The following is a 17,120-nucleotide window of genomic DNA, read 5'->3' as shown; positions in this document are numbered from 1 at the left end:
GAATCGCCGCGCGGTCGAGCCTGTAATCTGCAAAACATTTTTTCATTCACGCCAGCGCAGGCACTGCTGGCGGACCGTCTCGTTCAGCGATTTTTCCTGTTTGAAAACGGTTCTCAACCACGATGCGTCATTCACGCGCGCCTGCGCGAGCGCACCGATCTCGTCGAGTGCCGCGCGCGAGCCGAGCGCGGCCGCATGCGGCGCGATCCGGTCGAGCGTGTCGAGGATGTCTTCCGCGATCGTGCGGCGCTCACCTGTCTGAGGATTGACGCAGGTGCCCTCGAGCCCGAAGCGGCAGGCTTCGAAACGGTTGAATGTGTAGACGAGATAGTCGTCCTCCGACAGCTTCAGCGGCCGGTCGGTCAGCAGGTAGCGCGCGAGCGTCTGGATGTAGCACGCGATCGCGGCCGCGCGGTCGACCGACAGCGGCGTGTCCATCACGCGCACCTCGATCGTCCCGTAGCCGGGCTTCGGCCGGATGTCCCAGTAAAAGTCCTTCATCGAGTTGACGACGCCCGTGTTGACCATCTTCGTGAAGTACTCCTCGAAGCTGTCCCAGGTCAGCACGAACGGCGCGCGGCCCGACAGCGGGAACGCGAACACCGAATTCAGGCGCGCCGAATGGAAGCCGGTGTCGACGTTCTGCACGAACGGCGACGACGCGGACAGCGCGATGAAGTGCGGAATGAAGCGCGACATCGAGTGCAGCAGGAACAGCGCGCTGTCCGGATCGGGACAGCCGATGTGCACGTGCTGGCCGAACACGGTGAACTGCTTCGCGAGATAGCCGTACAGCTCGGAGATGTACTGGAAGCGCGGCGCGTCGTAGATCTGCCGGTCGCTCCATTGCTGGAACGCGTGCGTGCCGCCGCCGGCGAGCCCGACGTTGAGCTGGTCGGCCGCCTTCACGAGCACGTCGCGGATCGCGTGCAGCTCGGAGACCGCCTGCTCGTGCGAATGGCAGATGCCGGTCGACAGCTCGATCATGCTCTCGGTGATTTCAGGCGTGATGTTGCCGGGGAAGGTCTCGCCCTGGATCAGGCGCATCAGGTCGGATGCAGCCTTGGTAAGGTCGTAGTTGTGCGTGTTGACGACCTGGATCTCCAGTTCGACGCCGAACGTGAACGGTTCGGAATTGACGAAGGTTTCGAGTGCCATGGCAGGTTCCGGAATCAGTTTCTGTCGCTGCGTTCGCTGACCGCCGACAGGCAGCGGTAGACGACGAACGGGCTGACGAGCTGCAGGATCACGATCGTGCACATCACGATCGCGCGCAGGTGCGGGTCGAAATTCGGATAGAGCTGGTAGGTGTCGTCGACGAGCAGGTACGACAGCGCGGACATCGGTGTCAGCGCGATGCCGAGCGCGACGCCCTGCTTCATCCCGAGCCCGCTCGGCTTCGCGAACGCGACGACGCCGGCGAGCTTGGCGGCGAGCCGCGTGACGATCAGCGCGATCGCGAGCAGGCCGCCGAGCGCGATGTCGCCCCACGTGAACGACGTGAGCGTCAGCACGAACAGGATCACCGTCAGCAGCCAGCCGGCCGTGCCGAAATGCTCGGGCCACAGCTGCGGCCGCGCTTCGAGGTTCTTCACGATGATGCCGGCGAGCAGCAGCGTGAGCAGTGTCGACAGCTTCAGCGCCTGCGCGACCGCGATCGCGAGCATCACGAGCCCGAACAGCGCGACGAACGAATGCTCGTCGCGCATCGTCGCGGTCATGTGGCGGAACAGGTAATTGCACGCCCGCGCGACCAGGTACGCGACGATGAACGAACCGGCGATCAGGTAGGCGGGTTGCAGGATCGTCGCGAAAACGTTCCCGTACGCTTCCTGGTGGAGCCAGCTCGTGACGAGCTTGGTCAGCACGATTGCGTACACGCTGTTCAGCGCGGTCAGCGTGATGAGGCGCTGCGACACCTGCCCTTCCGCGCGCAGCTCGGTCTTGAGCTGGATCACCATCGACGGCGACGTCGCGATCGCGATCGCCGACAACACGAGCGCGACCATGCCCGACACGCCGAGCGCGAGCATCACAAACAGCACGAGCACGAACGTCAGCGTCGCCTCGGCCAGGCTCGACGCAACGAGCCACGGATTGCGGCGGATCCATTTCAGGTCGAGGCGGCTGCCGAGCTCGAACAGCAGCAGGCCGAGCGCGACGTCGATCAGCAGCCGCGAGGTTTCGTCGGTGCTCGCGTCGATCACGCCGAATCCGAACGAACCGGCGATGAGACCGATCACCGCATACCCGGTGATGCGCGGCAGCCGCCATGCGCGATAGCACAGCTCGCCACACAGACCGGCCGCGAACAACGCGAGCCCGGCCCAGAACACGGCATCCGGCGCGAGCGGCCAATTGGGCAGGAATGAGAACGCCGACTTCATCGTGGTGACTTCTCCTTTGGAAGCAATCGCCAGCGGCGCGGGGTCAAGCGTCAGAAATGAGATGCGCGCCGGCTGGGTATCGCCCCGAGTGTAAATGTTGTGGTCGACGACGGCGGGACATGGGATCCGCCTCTTTCCGCCATCCGGCGGAACTGTCGTTCAGGCTGCCGATCTGGATTGTCGGCCTGGTGTGTGAACGGACTGCGCAGTCTCGATGATTCAGATTCGAAATCGAGCCGACCGTTCCATTGAAGCATGTCCGGCGCTTGGCCGAACGAACGCGAAGGAAACCGATTGTGCCACAGCTTTTTCGCTCCGGAACCGATTGAATCGACTCGTGGCGCTGTGAGGCGCCACAGGTCTTTGGTTTCAATGGTTTACTTGTATATATACGTAGTAGAAGTTAACAAGGCGCTCACAGTTCTGTGGATAACTTCGGTTTACGCAACAAGATCAAGGCGTTGGCGCGGCCATAAGTCGTTGCACAGGCTGTTTGCTCACAGAGGTTTGAGTTGGGCAACTTTCGGGCCGTTTCACAGCTGTGCCGAGTTGCCCAGTTTACGTCCACTGTGATTGCACACGAAGTGCGTGCGGATTCCGCGCGGTTATCCACAGCGTCGCGTGGATAACCTTGCGCGAAAAAATCGAAGGACTGTGAGGATTCGGCTGACGAGATCAGCCGATCTGGCGGCCGCGCAGCGCGCGGATCAGGAACCGGGCCGGGTCGACGGCATCGGCGAGTTCGCGCTCGAGCGGCAGCGGCTCGCCTTCCAGTTGCGACGCGATCAGTTCCGCGCCGAGCGCGGCCCACACGAGGCCGCGGGAACCGTAGCCGAATGCGCCGTACAGGCCCGCGCTGCGCGGCAGGTCGCGCGCCCTCGCACCGCTCAGCGCGCGTGCGTTCGCGACGGCCTGCGCTTCGTCGGCGAGCGGGCCGATCACCGGCACGCGGTCGGCGACGACCCAGCGAAACGCGACGCGCCCGCGCAGCGTATCGACGTCCGGCAGCTCGCCGATCAGGCCGGGCAGCAGATGCCGGACGCGCTCGATATTTTCGATATGCCCGGCGCCGCGCATCGCCGGATCGAGGTCGTCGGGTTCGAACGTCGCGCCGATCAGCAGCGTGCCGTCGTCGAGCGGTACCGCATAGCCGTCGCCGATCGCGGGGCACGGCAGCGGTGCCGTGCTGCCGGGCGGCAGCAGCGTGAGCTGGCCGCGCACCGGCTGCAGCGCGACGTGCCGCAGGCCCGCTAGACGCACGGCGTCGCCGGCGTTCGCGAGCACGACGACCGGCGCCTCGGCGAGCGTCGCGCCTGCCGCGTCGACGGCGCGCCACGTGTCGCCATCGCGCTCGAGTCGCGCGACTTCGGTGCCGGCGAGCAGTGTCACGCGTTCACCGGCCGCCGCGACTTGTGCGGCGCAGACCCCGGCCGGCCAGACGGCGCCGCCGTGCGGAAACAGCAGGCCGCCATGTGCGACCGGCAGGTTCAGATGCGCGCGCGCGGCGTCCGTGTCGAGCAGCGACACGTAGTCGGACGGTGCGCCGAGCGCGTCGAACGCGTCGCGCATCCGCACGAAATCGTCGGCCGATTCCGCGAGATGGATCATTCCGCGCGTGCTGCGCGCGAACGCATGGCCCGCATGCTCGAGCGCGCGCCAGCGCGTCAGTGCATGCAGGAAACCGCTGCGCGTGAGGCGGCTCGCGACGTTGTCGTCGCGCGTCATCAGTGGATGGAATACGCCGGCCGGATTGCCCGATGCGTCGCTCGCGATTCGCGCGTGCCGCTCGATCAGCGTGACGTTCCAGCCGCGCGCGGCGAGCCGTTCGACGACCGCGCAGCCGGCCAGCCCCGCGCCGATCACGATCGCGTCGCGCGCGGCAACCGGCAACGCGCGCGGCGGTTCGTGCCGGCGCATCCGCCAGCGCGGTGCGTATTCGCCCGCGAGCATCGCGAACTTGCCGGCCAGGCCGGCCATCTTGCGATACGTGAAACCCGCTTCGAGGAGCGCTTGTTTCACCACGCCCGCGCTCGAATAAGTCGCAAAGGTCGCCTTCTCGGCGGCGATACGTGCGAGCGCGCGGAACACGTCGGCCGACCAGAGATCCGGGTTTTTCGTGGGCGCGAAACCGTCCAGATAGAACGCATCGGCGCGGGCGACCAGTTTCGGCAGCATCTCGCACGCGTCGCCCAGCGCGAGCGTCAGCACGACCCGGCCAGCGTCGAATTCGAGGCGATGAAAACCGGGAACGAGCATCGGCCACGCATCGGCGAGCATTTCTGCTTCCGTCGATATCGTTGTGTTCGCAACCATATGGGACAGTGCCCGGCGCAGGTCATCGCGCGAAAACGGATGCTTCTCGAACGACACGAAATGCAGCCGTTCGCAGCGCGCGGGATCGTCGCGCCAGGCGGCCCAGGTCGCGAGGAAGTTGACGCCCGCGCCGAACCCCGTCTCGACGATCGTGAACGTGCGCTGGCCTTGCCAGCGCCCGGGCAGCGCGTTGCCCGCGATGAACACGTAGTTCGCCTGCGCGAGCGCGCCCGCGACGTTGTGATAGATGTCGCCGTACGCGGGCGAGATGAGGGTGCCGTCGTCGCGGAACGCGAGCGTGGCGGGAACGAGTCGGTCGGGCATGCGAAACAAAAAACGTGGCAGCCAAGCCTGGCAAGGGATTGCGCGGAGGCGTCCGGCGGGTCGTTGGCAAAAACCAACGGCGTTGCGCGGCGGCGGACCCGGCTGCGTATCCCGTCCGGTTGGCGCAGGTCAAAAAACGGGCAATCGACGATTCATTCGGCGAAATACCGATGAAAATCTTTGAAACCCTTGTCGTTATTGGGTTTGCGCTGCGCTATCATAGCAACGCCGTACCGCGGGGTGGCCTTCCGGCAAACCGGACGGCACGTCGCGCGGGCCAGGATTCGGCGCTGTGCCGTCGAAGTCTGACTCTCGACGGCACGGTTCGCGCACGTATAATCGGCGCGTTCGCGCTGTTCGTGTCAAACCTAACCTGAAAAAGGAACCTTAATGAACAAACAGGAACTGATCGACGCCGTCGCCGCCCAAACGGGCGCCAGCAAGGCTCAAACCGGCGAAACGCTGGACACGCTGCTCGAAGTCATCAAGAAGGCCGTGTCGAAGGGTGATGCGGTTCAGCTGATCGGCTTCGGCAGCTTCGGTTCGGGCAAGCGCGCAGCACGTACGGGCCGCAACCCGAAGACCGGCGAAACCATCAAGATCCCGGCAGCCAAGACGGTCAAGTTCACGGCTGGCAAGGCGTTCAAGGACGCCGTCAACAAGCGTTAATCCAGCGCCTGTTCCAGGAAAAAAACCCGCCTTTCGGCGGGTTTTTTGTTGGGCGCGCGCGGCATTTTTGCCACAGTTCGCGTCACTCTTGCAAGATTTAACGGTTGCCTGTCGCAAGCCGTTTTTACCGCGTATTACGCGTGCACGATCTGCGTGTCGCCGGGATCGTCGTCGTCGTGCGCATCGACATCCCACACCGGGAACGGATCGTCGAACGCGCTCCATTGCGCCGCACCGAGCGCGAATTCCGCATCGGTGAGCAGGCATGCGTCGAGTTTCGCGCGCCATGCGTCGGCATCGAGCCCGATGCCGATCAGCACCAGTTCCTGACGGCGATCGCCGACCGAGCGGTCGTCGAGGTCGCCCTGCCACTCCGTGCGAATTTCGGCGAGCAACTCGTCGTCGTCCGGCCATTCCGCGCGATCCTGCGCGGCCCACCAGAGGCCCGCCGGGCCATGCCGGCACACGCCGCCCGCCTGCGACAGCGAGCCCGCGATGTCGTTGCGCGTCGCGAGCCAGAAGAAGCCCTTGCTGCGCAGCACGCCCGGCCACTCCTGATGCAGCAGCGCCCAGAGCCGTGCCGGATGAAACGGCCGGCGCGCGCGGTAAACAAAATTGCCGATGCCGAATTCGTCGGCTTCGCCATGCACGTGCGCATGATGCGGATCGTGGCACTCGGGATCGTCGCAATGCGTGTGATCGTGATCGAGCGACGCGAGCCAGCCCGGCGCGTTCGCGGCCTCGTCGAAATCGAAGCGGCCGGTGTTCAGCACTTCCTCGAGCGGCACGTTGCCGAACGTCGACACGACCTGGTGCGCGCGCGGGTTGAGCCGCGCGAGGATGTGCTGCAGACGCGCGAGTTCTTCCGCGCCGACGAGGTCGGTCTTGTTGATCACGAGCACGTCGCAGAACTCGATCTGCTCGATCAGCAACTCGACGAGCGTGCGATCGTCTTCGTCCGATGCGGCGATGCCGCGCGTCGCGAGCGCGTCGTCGGAGCCGTAGTCGCGCAGGAAATTGTAGGCGTCGACCACGGTGACGAGCGTGTCGAGCCGCGCGACGTTCGACAGCGATGCGCCGTCGTCGTCGACGAACGTGAAGGTTTCGGCGATCGGCATCGGCTCCGCGATGCCGGTCGATTCGATCACGATCGCGTCGAAGCGGCCATCCGCCGCGAGATTGCGGATCTCGACGAGCAGGTCGTCGCGCAGCGTGCAGCAGATGCAGCCGTTCGACATCTCGACCAGGCGTTCCTCGACATGCGACAGCGCCTGCGCATCGCGTACGAGCGACGCGTCGATGTTGACCGCCGCGAGATCGTTGACGATCACGGCGACTTTCAGGCCCGCGCGGTTCGCGAGGATGTGATTGAGCAGCGTGGTCTTGCCGGCGCCGAGGAAACCGGACAGCACGGTGACGGGCAACGGCTGGTTCATTGCCGGATTCATAACGATTTGCACCAACGGAAAAGAGGGAAAAGCGGCCGCGGCGTCCTGACGGGGCGCGATCGGCCCGGAGCCGGTCGCCCGGGCCGGTCGAAACCGCGGCGTGAGATCCGCATTGTGCATCAAACGCGCGCCGGCCGAGCGGCACGGCGTCGGCAAGCGCCGCGGCGCGGCGTCACTGCTCGGGCGGCATCAGCTTCCACTGCGTCAGGATCCCGGCGATCTGCCGCGCATACTTGTCGCGCAGCGACGGCGTTTCCGAATGATAGGCGCCGACGGCCTGCCATGTGTTGCCGTAGCGATTCATCTTCTGGCGCAGGTGCCAAGCGGCGATGTAGACGTTCTTGCACGGCTGCATCAGCGTGTCGCGGCCGATGCCGTAGCGCGACAGCGTCGGCAGGTGGATCGAATTGATCTGCATCAGGCCGTAGTCGACCGAGCCGTTCGTATTCTTGTTCAGCGCGTCGGGCCGGTTGTGCGACTCCTGCCACGCGATCGCGCGCAGGATCAGCGGATTGACCTTCTGGTAGCGGGCGGCCTCGTCGAAACAATCCGCGCGTGCGCTTCCGCAGGCGAACCACACGCCGGCGGCGATCAACGCGATCGAAGCGAACCGTCTGTTCATGGTGCGGAAAACGAAAGAAATGGGCGCAAGGATCGGGAAAACCCGTGTCCGTTATTCGTGCGACTGGAAACGTGCCGCCCGTATCATACCGAGAGTCCGTCACGTGGCGACATGCGAACGACGGCTGCCCGTTTATACCGCATTTTCGTGTCGATTCATCGCAAAAACGACGGCGATGGACGGCAGCCCGGGGCGGCGCCGAAATCTTACATATTGCATACGGTGCGCCGGATACATGTCGTATGTGAGACAGTCCTCGGCTCAATGTGATATTCCGGACATGAAAAGCTGCTAATGTCGCCTCTTTCGGACCTGGATCCCAGCACTACCGCCGGAAGTGGCCTGAGCCGGCATCGACCCATTCATCCATGACAAGAAATCGCTTCGTTATGCGGCGCATCGCGACGACCCTGATCGTCGCCGGCATCATCGTCTCGCAGGCCGCCTACGCTCAGGTCACGCTCAATTTCGTGAATGCGGACATCGACCAGGTCGCCAAGGCGATCGGTGCCGCAACCGGCAAGACCATCATCGTCGACCCCCGCGTGAAGGGGCAGCTCAATCTCGTGGCCGAACGGCCGGTGCCGGAAGACCAGGCGCTGAAGACGCTGCAGTCGGCGCTGCGCATGCAGGGCTTCGCGCTCGTGCAGGATCACGGGGTGCTGAAGGTCGTGCCGGAAGCCGACGCGAAGCTGCAGGGCGTGCCGACCTATGTCGGCAATGCGCCGCAGGCGCGCGGCGACCAGGTCATCACGCAGGTGTTCGAGCTGCGCAACGAATCGGCGAACAACCTGCTGCCGGTGCTGCGGCCGCTGATCTCGCCGAACAACACGGTCACCGCCTACCCGGCGAACAACACGATCGTCGTCACCGACTACGCGGACAACGTGCGCCGCATCGCGCAGATCATCTCGGGCGTCGACAGCGCCGCGGGCGCGCAGGTCCAGGTCGTGCCGCTGCGCAATGCGAACGCGATCGACCTCGCCGCGCAGCTGCAGAAGATGCTCGACCCGGGCGCGATCGGCAACAGCGACGCGACGCTGAAGGTGTCGGTCACGGCCGACCCGCGCACCAACTCGCTGATGCTGCGCGCGTCGAGCGCGTCGCGCCTCGCCGCCGCGAAGCGCCTCGTGCAGCAGCTCGACGCGCCGAGCGCGGTGCCCGGCAACATGCACGTCGTGCCGCTGCGCAACGCCGACGCGGTGAAGCTCGCGAAGACGCTGCGCGGGATGCTCGGCAAGAGCAGCGGCGACAGCGGTTCGTCGGCGTCGTCCAACGACGCGAACAGCTTCAACCAGGGCGGCGGCTCGTCGCAGAGCGGCAACTTCTCGACCGGCACGTCGGGCACCCCGCCGCTGCCGTCGGGCGGCTTGGGCGGTTCGTCTTCTTCGTCGGCCTACGGCGGCAGCGGTTCGTCCGGCGGCGGCCTCGGCACGGGCGGCCTGCTCGGCGGCGACAAGGAAAAGGGCGACGACAACCAGCCGGGCGGGATGATCCAGGCCGACTCGGCCACCAACTCGCTGATCATCACCGCGTCCGACCCGGTCTACCGCAACCTGCGCTCGGTGATCGACCAGCTCGACGCACGGCGTGCGCAGGTCTATATCGAAGCGCTGATCGTCGAGCTGAACTCGACGACGCAGGGCAACCTCGGCATCCAGTGGCAGGTGGCGAGCGGCCAGTTTCTCGGCGGCACGAACCTGAACCCCGGGCTGGGCCTGGGCAACAGCATCATCAACCTGACGGCCGGCGGTGTGGCCAACGCGGCCGGCGGGATCACCGGAGGCGGGCTGGCCTCCAACCTCGGGCAGTTGTCCCAGGGGCTCAACATCGGCTGGCTGCACAACATGTTCGGCGTGCAGGGGCTCGGCGCGCTGCTGCAATACTTTGCGGGCGTGAGCGACGCGAACGTGCTGTCGACGCCGAACCTGATCACGCTCGACAACGAGGAAGCGAAGATCGTGGTCGGCCAGAACGTGCCGATCGCAACCGGTTCGTATTCGAACCTGACGAGCGGCACGACGAGCAACGCGTTCAACACCTACGACCGTCGCGACGTCGGCCTGACGCTGCACGTGAAGCCGCAGATCACCGACGGCGGGATCCTGAAGCTGCAGCTCTATACCGAGGATTCGGCGGTCGTCGCCGGCACGACCAGCGCGCAGACCGGCCCGACCTTCACGAAACGGTCGATCCAGTCGACGATCCTGGCCGACAACGGCGAGATCATCGTGCTCGGCGGCTTGATGCAGGACAACTATCAGGTATCGAACAGCAAGGTCCCGCTGCTCGGCGACATTCCGTGGATCGGCCAGCTGTTCCGTTCGGAATCGAAGGTGCGTGCGAAAACCAACCTGATGGTGTTCCTGCGCCCCGTGATCATTTCCGATCGCGGCACCGCGCAGGAAGTCACGGCCAACCGCTACGACTACATCCAGGGCGTGACGGGCGCGTACAAGTCGGACAACAACGTGATCCGCGACAAGGACGATCCGATCGTCCCGCCGATGCCGCTCGGCCCGAGCCAGGGCGGCACGCCGGCCGGGAACCTGTTCGATCTCGACAAGATGCGCCGTCAGCAGCTGCAACGCCAGGTGGCGCCGGTGCCGGCCCAGCCGCTGCCGGAGGCAACGCCCGCGCAGCCGCGGAGCGTACCGCAGCAGGCCGTGCCGCAACAGCCGCTGACCGCCACGCCGGGAGCCTCGCAGTGAGCGACGTGCTCGCATCCTCCGCTCACGACGGCACGCCCGGCGAACGGCAGCCGCCGTCGCCGCTCGCCGCGCGCCTGTTGCCGTACGGCTTCGCGAAGAGCGGCCAGGTGCTGATCGCGCACCAGCTCGACGACACGCTCGAGGTGTGGATCAGCGAACGCACGAACGATGCGGCGCTCGCCGAAATCGCGCGCAACTTCGGCTCGATCTCCGTGCATCGCGTGCCGGCCGACGAGCTCGCGCAGGCGATCAACCAGGCCTACGCGCGCCAGGACGGCAGCGCGGCGCAGATCGTCGGCGAGGTCGAAGGCGAAGTCGACCTGTCGCGGCTGATGCAGGACATCCCCGAAGTCGAGGATCTGCTCGAATCGGAAGACGATGCGCCGATCATCCGGATGATCAATGCGCTGCTCACGCAAGCGGCGCGCGAACAGGCATCGGACATTCACATCGAGCCGTTCGAGAATGCCTCGGTCGTGCGGTTCCGCGTCGACGGCACGCTGCGCGACGTCGTGCGCCCGAAGAAGGCGCTGCACGGCGCGCTGATCTCGCGGATCAAGATCATGGCGCAGCTCGACATCGCCGAGAAACGCCTGCCGCAGGACGGCCGCATCACGCTGCGCGTCGGCGGCCGGCCGGTCGACGTGCGCGTGTCGACGCTGCCGACCGGGCACGGCGAGCGCGCGGTGCTGCGTCTGCTGGAAAAGGATGCGCAGCGCCTGAACCTCGAAGCGCTCGGGATGGGCCGCGACACGCTCGTCCAGTTCGACAAGCTGATCGGCCGCCCGCACGGCATCGTGCTGGTGACGGGCCCGACCGGTTCGGGCAAGACGACGACGCTGTATGCGTCGATGTCGCGGCTCGAAACGGCGACGACCAACATCATGACCGTCGAGGATCCGATCGAATACGACCTGTCCGGCATCGGCCAGACGCAGGTGAACGAGCGGATCGGGATGACCTTCGCCCGCGCGCTGCGTTCGATCCTGCGCCAGGACCCGGACGTGATCATGATCGGCGAAATCCGCGACCTCGAAACCGCGCAGATCGCGGTGCAGGCGTCGCTCACGGGCCACCTCGTGCTCGCGACGCTGCACACCAACGATGCGGCGTCCGCCGTCACGCGCCTGACCGACATGGGCGTCGAGCCGTACCTGCTCGCGTCGTCGCTGCTCGGCGTGCTCGCGCAGCGCCTGGTGCGGCAGCTCTGCCCGGTCTGCAAGGAAGAGCGGCAGGAGGAAGGCCGCACCGTGTGGCATCCGGTCGGCTGCGACAAGTGCGGGCATTCGGGCTACGCGGGCCGGCGCGGCGTATACGAACTGCTGGTGGTCGACGATTCGATCCGCACGCTGATCCACCGCAACGCGGCCGATGCGGAGATTCTCGCCGCGGGCCGCGCGGAAGGGATGCGCACGCTGCGCGACGACGCCGAGCGCTGGCTCGCGGCCGGTGCGACGTCGCTCGAGGAAGTGCTGCGCGTGACGGGAGGCGCATAGCGCGATGTCGGCATTCCGTTTCGAAGCAATCGATTCGGCCGGGCGCGCGCAGAAGGGCGTGATCGATGCCGACAGCGCGCGCGCCGCGCGCGGCCAGCTGCGCACGCAGGGGCTCACGCCGCTGGTGGTCGAGCCGGCCGCCAGCGCGAGCCGCGGCGCGCGCTCGCAGCGCCTCGCGTTCGGCCGCAAGCTGTCGCAGCGCGAGCAGGCGATCCTCACGCGCCAGCTCGCGAGCCTGTTGATCGCGGGGCTGCCGCTCGACGAGGCGCTCGGCGTGCTCACCGAGCAGGCCGAGCGCGACTATATCCGCGAACTGATGGCCTCGATCCGCGCGGAAGTGCTCGGCGGCCACTCGCTCGCGAATGCGCTGGGCCAGCATCCGCGCGATTTCCCCGAAATCTATCGCGCGCTCGTCGCGGCGGGCGAGCACACCGGCAAGCTCGGCATCGTGCTGTCGCGCCTCGCCGACTACATCGAACAGAGCAACGCGCTGAAGCAGAAGATCCTGCTCGCGTTCACGTATCCGGGGATCGTCACGCTGATCGCGTTCGGCATCGTCACGTTCCTGCTGAGCTACGTCGTGCCGCAGGTCGTCAACGTGTTCGCGAGCACGAAGCAGCAGCTGCCGATCCTCACGGTCGTGATGATGGCGCTGTCGGATTTCGTGCGGCACTGGTGGTGGGCGATCCTGATCGCGGCCGCGCTCGTCGTGTGGGTGGTGAAGGCGACGCTGTCGCGCGACGGGCCCAGGCTCGCGTTCGACCGCTGGGTGCTGACCGCGCCGCTCGCGGGCAAGCTCGTGCGGGGCTACAACACGGTGCGCTTCGCGAGCACGCTCGGCATCCTGACCGCGGCCGGCGTGCCGATCCTGCGCGCGCTGCAGGCCGCCGGCGAGACGCTGTCGAACCGCGCGATGCGCGCGAACATCGACGACGCGATCGTGCGCGTGCGCGAAGGCTCCGCGCTGTCGCGCGCGCTGAACAACGTGAAGACGTTTCCGCCGGTGCTCGTGCACCTGATCCGTTCGGGCGAGGCGACGGGCGACGTGACGACGATGCTGGATCGCGCGGCGGAAGGTGAAGCGCGCGAGCTCGAGCGCCGCACGATGTTCCTGACGAGCCTGCTCGAGCCGCTGTTGATCCTGGCGATGGGCGGGATCGTGCTCGTGATCGTGCTGGCCGTGATGCTGCCGATCATCGAGCTGAACAACATGGTGCAGTGACGGCCTGACCGCCGGTCAGGCCGCCGCCGTTCAACGCATGTAGATCGCGGGGGACGGCGTGTTCGCGGGGAGCTGGACTTCGGCGCGCGCGCCGTTGCGGTCGACGATGATCGAGCGGTTGCGCACTTCGGCGAGCTTCGCTCCGGGCGCGAGCTCCGCGCCGAGCGACACGGCGCGCGGCGGCTCGCCGCCGATGCCGACGATCGCGGCGCCGCCATGATCGAGCGCGAGAATGCCGAACAGGTGGATGTCCTGCACGGGATTCTTGTCGAGCTGGCCGCCGAAGAGCGCGGCGGCGTCCTCGGTGCGGATCGGCAACCGCGCGGCGGCGGCGGGCAGCGGCGCTTCGCGGGCCGACAGCGTGACGACCCAGTAGGTGGCCGTCGCGCACAAACCCGCGAAGAGGGCTAGGGAGAGGATCCGGATCGAGAGCGCGTTCATGCGCGCTATTGTACGGATGTATATGAAATTTGCGTTGGGTGAAAGCCCTCGGCAGTGCGCGCCTTACAATGCGTGCTCCGCGCCCGGGGGAAACGGAAGCTGGCCGTCAGGCAAACGTCCGGAATGCGCCGGGTGCGTCACTTAATCGACGACATTTTTTGGAAGAGGTAGTCAGTCATGCAAACGTGGATCACTCGCCGTAATGCGGCCGTGCGCCGTCAGCGCGGTTTCACGCTGATCGAGATCATGGTGGTGGTCGCGATCCTCGGGATCCTGGCGGCACTGATCGTGCCGAAGATCATGAGCCGTCCCGACGAGGCGCGCCGTATCGCCGCGAAGCAGGACATCGGCACGATCATGCAGGCGCTCAAGCTGTACCGGCTCGACAACGGCCGCTATCCGACCCAGGAACAGGGCCTGAACGCGCTGATCCAGAAGCCGACCACCGATCCGATCCCGAACAACTGGAAGGACGGCGGCTATCTCGAGCGCCTGCCGAACGATCCGTGGGGCAACGGGTACAAGTACCTGAACCCGGGCGTGCACGGCGAGATCGACGTGTTCAGCTACGGCGCCGACGGCAAGGAAGGCGGCGAGAGCAACGATTCCGACATCGGTTCGTGGCAGTAAGCCTGCGCTGACCGTCCCGACGTTCTCCCCGTTCTTCACTCCATGCCCGCCCCTCGCACGCCCTTGCGCTCCGCTCGCGCTCGCCGCGATGCCCGCGACGGCCGCGTGCGGCGCGGCGCGGCCGTGACCGCGGCACGCGCACGCGGCTTCACGCTGCTCGAGATGCTGGTCGTGCTCGTGATCGCGGGCCTGCTGGTGTCGCTCGCGTCGCTGTCGTTGACGCGCAATCCGCGCACCGACCTGCGCGAGGAAGCGCAGCGCATCGCGCTGCTGTTCGAGACGGCCGGCGACGAAGCACAGGTGCGCGCGCGCCCGATCGCGTGGCAGCCGACCGCGCACGGTTTCCGCTTCGACGTGAGCTCGCCCGACGGCTGGCACACGCTGCGCGACGACGTGCTGCGCCCGCGCGACTGGGACGGCGGCGTCACGGGCGCCGATATCGACTATCCCGGTTCGGACACGCGCGCGAGCCGCGTCGTGTTCGGCACGGAAAGCATCGACACGCCGGTGCGCGTGACGCTGCATTCGGCGGTCGGCAGCGCGACGATCGTCGGCACCGGCAACGGCCGCTACGAGGTGCAATGACGATGCGTCGTCGCCTGCCCTTTCCGGCCGCTTCCCGCCCCCCAAGGGGACTCCCTTCGGGGCACCCCGGGCGTACTTCCTCCGGAGACCGGCCTGCGGCCGGCCTCGTCGGGGCGCGCGGCTTCACGATGATCGAGGTGCTGGTCGCGCTCGCGATCATCGCGGTCGCGCTCGCCGCGTCGATCCGCGCGGTCGGCACGATGGCGACCAATGCATCCGATCTCCACCGCCGGCTGCTCGCCGGCTGGAGTGCCGACAACGCGCTCGCGCAACTGCGCCTCACGCATGCGTGGCCGGAGGTCGGCGAACAGAGCTTCGACTGTTCGCAGGGCAACCTGCAGCTGGTCTGCACGCAGCGCGTGAGCACGACGCCGAACCCGGTGTTCCGGCGCGTGCAGATGTCGGTGAGCATGCCGGGGCGCGCCGGCGTGCTCGCGCAAATGGTGACGGTGGTCGCGAATGAAACCAGCCGTCCGCTCTGACGCGCCGATGCCGCGCCGGCCGCTGCGCGCCGCCGGCTCGCGCCGCGTGCGAGGCTTCACGCTGATCGAACTGATGATCGCGATCGCGATCCTCGCGGTGGTCGCGATCCTGTCGTGGCGCGGGCTCGACCAGATCATGCGCGGCCGCGACAAGGTCGCGGCCGCGATGGAAGACGAGCGCGTGTTCGCGCAGATGTTCGACCAGATGCGCATCGACGCGCGGCTCGCCGCGACCGACGACGAAGCCGGCCAGCCGGCGATCGGCGTCGCCGGCAACACGCTGCAGATCGTCCGCGAGCTCGACGTGCCGGGCGCCGCGCCGCGGCTGCAGGTGGTCCGCTACCGGATCGCCGGCGGGCGCGTCGTGCGCTATGCGTCGCCGCCGCTCGACGACGCGAACCGCCTGCGCGACGTGCTGAAGGACAGCAGCGTCGACGGCTGGAGCTGGGTCGCGCTGATGGGCGGCGTCGGTGCGATCGACGCGAAGCTGTACGTGCCGCGCGTCGGCTGGACCACCAACCTGCAGACGGCCAACGACGCGCTCGCGCAGAACAACGACGCGCTGAAGGTGCCGCAGATCGGCAACGCGCCGCCGGCGCGGGCGGTGACGGGGCTGCAGGTCAGCATCGGCGCGACGTCGCTGCGCGTGCCCGTCACGCGCATCTTCCTCGTCGGGGAATGACGATGCGCGCGCGCCCTCACCGTACCCGGTTCGCCGCACGCGGCCGCCGCGAGCGCGGCGCGGCGATCATCACCGCGCTGCTCGTCGTCGCGCTGTCGGCGATCCTCGTGTCGGGGATGCTGTGGCGCCAGCAGGTGCAGATTCGCCGCATCGAGAACCAGCGCGTGATCGCGCAGGCGCAGTGGGTCGCGCGCGGCGCGCTCGACTGGACGCGCATGATCCTGCGCTCCGAGGGCGACACGGCGCCCGGCATCACCTATCTCGGCGGGATCTGGGCCGTGCCGATCGCGAAGACGAAGCTGTCGGATTTCCTCGGCCGGATCGGCGCGCCGAACGACAACGGCGGCGAAGATACCTACATCTCCGGATCGATCGAGGACGCGCAGGCGAAGTACAACCTGCGCAACCTCGTGTCGTCGCCGGCGCCCGGCGTGCTGCAGCTCAACGCGATGCAGTTCCAGGCGTTCCAGCGGCTGCTGACGACCCTCGGTTACGACGGCGCGCTCGCGAAGCGCATCGCGCTGCAGATGCGCGCGGGCCTGATGCACTCGGCGACGCGTTTCCAGACGCCGACGCTGCCCGGCGCCGGAACGGCCGCGACCGCGCCGGTGCCCGGCGGCGACACGGCCGGCAACTTCACCGACGAGCCGGGGATGTCCGACGGCGACCGCGGGCCCGCGCCGCTCGTGATGACCGGCGTCGACAGCCTGCTCGACGTCGACGGCGTCACGCCCGAAATGGTCGCGCGGCTGCGCCCGTTCGTCACCGTGCTGCCGACCACGACGCCGGTGAACATGAACACCGCGCCGGCCGAGGTGATCGCGGCGCTGATGCCGGGGATGAGCGTGTCGTCCGCGCAGGCGCTCGTCGCGCGGCGCGAGACCGTGTTTTTCCGCAACGTCGGCGACGTGCAGCTCGCGCTGCGCGGTGCCGGCGCGCCGAACGTGACGATCGACTCGAGCCTCGTCGACGTCAATTCGAGTTACTTCATCGTGCATGGCCGGATTCAGCACGATCGCGCGGAGGTCGATCGCACCTCGCTCGTGTATCGTGATCCGACCACGCACTCGACGCGGGTCGTGCGCATCCGCGACCAGCTATAACGACG

General features: G+C 67.2%; 16 protein-coding genes. 10 read left to right on the top strand and 6 right to left on the bottom strand.

Going from position 1 to position 17,120, the window contains the following annotated elements; all coding sequences use genetic code 11:
- Positions 1-42: 42 nt before the first annotated feature.
- The 3 genes from U5A56_RS18810 to mnmC form a co-directional block, all read right to left on the bottom strand.
- Positions 43-1,158, bottom strand: coding sequence for a YbdK family carboxylate-amine ligase (locus U5A56_RS18810; protein WP_021160413.1), 1,116 nt, complete (start codon positions 1,156-1,158; stop codon positions 43-45).
- A gap of 14 nt (positions 1,159-1,172) precedes the next feature.
- Complete coding sequence (locus U5A56_RS18805) at positions 1,173-2,387, bottom strand: cation:proton antiporter (RefSeq protein ID WP_257775107.1); 1,215 nt, start codon at positions 2,385-2,387, stop codon at positions 1,173-1,175.
- Between the two features lie 675 nt (positions 2,388-3,062).
- Positions 3,063-5,024 (bottom strand): bifunctional tRNA (5-methylaminomethyl-2-thiouridine)(34)-methyltransferase MnmD/FAD-dependent 5-carboxymethylaminomethyl-2-thiouridine(34) oxidoreductase MnmC, encoded by a 1,962-nt coding sequence (gene mnmC, locus U5A56_RS18800; RefSeq protein WP_321923944.1) that lies wholly within the window; start codon positions 5,022-5,024, stop codon positions 3,063-3,065.
- Between the two features lie 14 nt (positions 5,025-5,038).
- Here mnmC and U5A56_RS18795 point away from each other — a divergent pair, with 14 nt between their 5' ends.
- A complete protein-coding gene (locus U5A56_RS18795; protein WP_124486807.1) occupies positions 5,039-5,401 on the top strand; it encodes a hypothetical protein in 363 nt (120 codons plus the stop codon).
- Between the two features lie 13 nt (positions 5,402-5,414).
- Positions 5,415-5,693: an HU family DNA-binding protein gene (locus U5A56_RS18790; protein ID WP_006401505.1), complete on the top strand. Its 279-nt coding sequence runs from the start codon at positions 5,415-5,417 to the stop codon at positions 5,691-5,693.
- A gap of 134 nt (positions 5,694-5,827) precedes the next feature.
- Here the strand turns inward: U5A56_RS18790 and U5A56_RS18785 are convergent, their stop codons facing one another.
- Together U5A56_RS18785 and U5A56_RS18780 are read right to left on the bottom strand one after the other, a co-directional pair.
- Complete coding sequence (locus tag U5A56_RS18785) at positions 5,828-7,141, bottom strand: GTP-binding protein (RefSeq protein ID WP_124571500.1); 1,314 nt, start codon at positions 7,139-7,141, stop codon at positions 5,828-5,830.
- A 172-nt stretch (positions 7,142-7,313) separates the two neighbouring features.
- Entirely contained in the window at positions 7,314-7,763 is a 450-nt protein-coding gene (locus U5A56_RS18780) for a lytic transglycosylase domain-containing protein (RefSeq protein WP_321812090.1), read from the bottom strand.
- 368 nt (positions 7,764-8,131) lie between these two features.
- Between U5A56_RS18780 and gspD the strand changes: the two genes are divergently transcribed.
- Genes gspD through gspF form a run of 3 tightly spaced genes read left to right on the top strand, consistent with a single transcriptional unit; the run spans position 8,132 to position 13,192 of the window.
- Positions 8,132-10,474: a type II secretion system secretin GspD gene (gspD, locus tag U5A56_RS18775; protein ID WP_044845211.1), complete on the top strand. Its 2,343-nt coding sequence runs from the start codon at positions 8,132-8,134 to the stop codon at positions 10,472-10,474.
- Positions 10,471-11,970, top strand: coding sequence for a type II secretion system ATPase GspE (gene gspE / locus U5A56_RS18770; RefSeq protein ID WP_321923942.1), 1,500 nt, complete (start codon positions 10,471-10,473; stop codon positions 11,968-11,970). The genes gspD and gspE overlap by 4 nt, the downstream gene beginning before the upstream one ends.
- A 4-nt stretch (positions 11,971-11,974) precedes the next feature.
- Entirely contained in the window at positions 11,975-13,192 is a 1,218-nt protein-coding gene (gene gspF, locus U5A56_RS18765; RefSeq protein ID WP_124486803.1) for a type II secretion system inner membrane protein GspF, read from the top strand.
- Positions 13,193-13,222: 30 nt separating this feature from the next.
- Here the strand turns inward: gspF and U5A56_RS18760 are convergent, their stop codons facing one another.
- Positions 13,223-13,633: a hypothetical protein gene (locus tag U5A56_RS18760; protein ID WP_044845208.1), complete on the bottom strand. Its 411-nt coding sequence runs from the start codon at positions 13,631-13,633 to the stop codon at positions 13,223-13,225.
- A gap of 177 nt (positions 13,634-13,810) precedes the next feature.
- Here U5A56_RS18760 and gspG point away from each other — a divergent pair, with 177 nt between their 5' ends.
- Genes gspG through gspK form a run of 5 tightly spaced genes read left to right on the top strand, consistent with a single transcriptional unit; the run spans position 13,811 to position 17,115 of the window.
- A complete protein-coding gene (gene gspG, locus U5A56_RS18755; protein WP_027783126.1) occupies positions 13,811-14,263 on the top strand; it encodes a type II secretion system major pseudopilin GspG in 453 nt (150 codons plus the stop codon).
- 42 nt (positions 14,264-14,305) lie between these two features.
- On the top strand, positions 14,306-14,848 hold the full coding sequence (locus tag U5A56_RS18750; protein WP_321923939.1) for a GspH/FimT family pseudopilin: 543 nt from the start codon (positions 14,306-14,308) through the stop codon (positions 14,846-14,848).
- A complete protein-coding gene (gene gspI, locus U5A56_RS18745; protein ID WP_409364462.1) occupies positions 14,845-15,330 on the top strand; it encodes a type II secretion system minor pseudopilin GspI in 486 nt (161 codons plus the stop codon). Before U5A56_RS18750 ends, gspI begins: the two co-directional genes overlap by 4 nt.
- Positions 15,308-16,012, top strand: a complete 705-nt coding sequence (locus U5A56_RS18740; RefSeq protein ID WP_124486801.1) for a type II secretion system protein J — start codon at positions 15,308-15,310, stop codon at positions 16,010-16,012. Before gspI ends, U5A56_RS18740 begins: the two co-directional genes overlap by 23 nt.
- A gap of 2 nt (positions 16,013-16,014) precedes the next feature.
- On the top strand, positions 16,015-17,115 hold the full coding sequence (gspK, locus tag U5A56_RS18735) for a type II secretion system minor pseudopilin GspK (RefSeq protein WP_321923937.1): 1,101 nt from the start codon (positions 16,015-16,017) through the stop codon (positions 17,113-17,115).
- The last annotated feature ends 5 nt before the right edge of the window (positions 17,116-17,120 follow it).

Origin of the sequence: Burkholderia sp. BCC1998, from assembly GCF_905339875.1 — a bacterium.
Classification (GTDB): domain Bacteria; phylum Pseudomonadota; class Gammaproteobacteria; order Burkholderiales; family Burkholderiaceae; genus Burkholderia.
The sequence above is the reverse complement of the archived record's forward strand: the minus strand, read 5'-3'. Positions and strand labels throughout refer to the sequence as shown.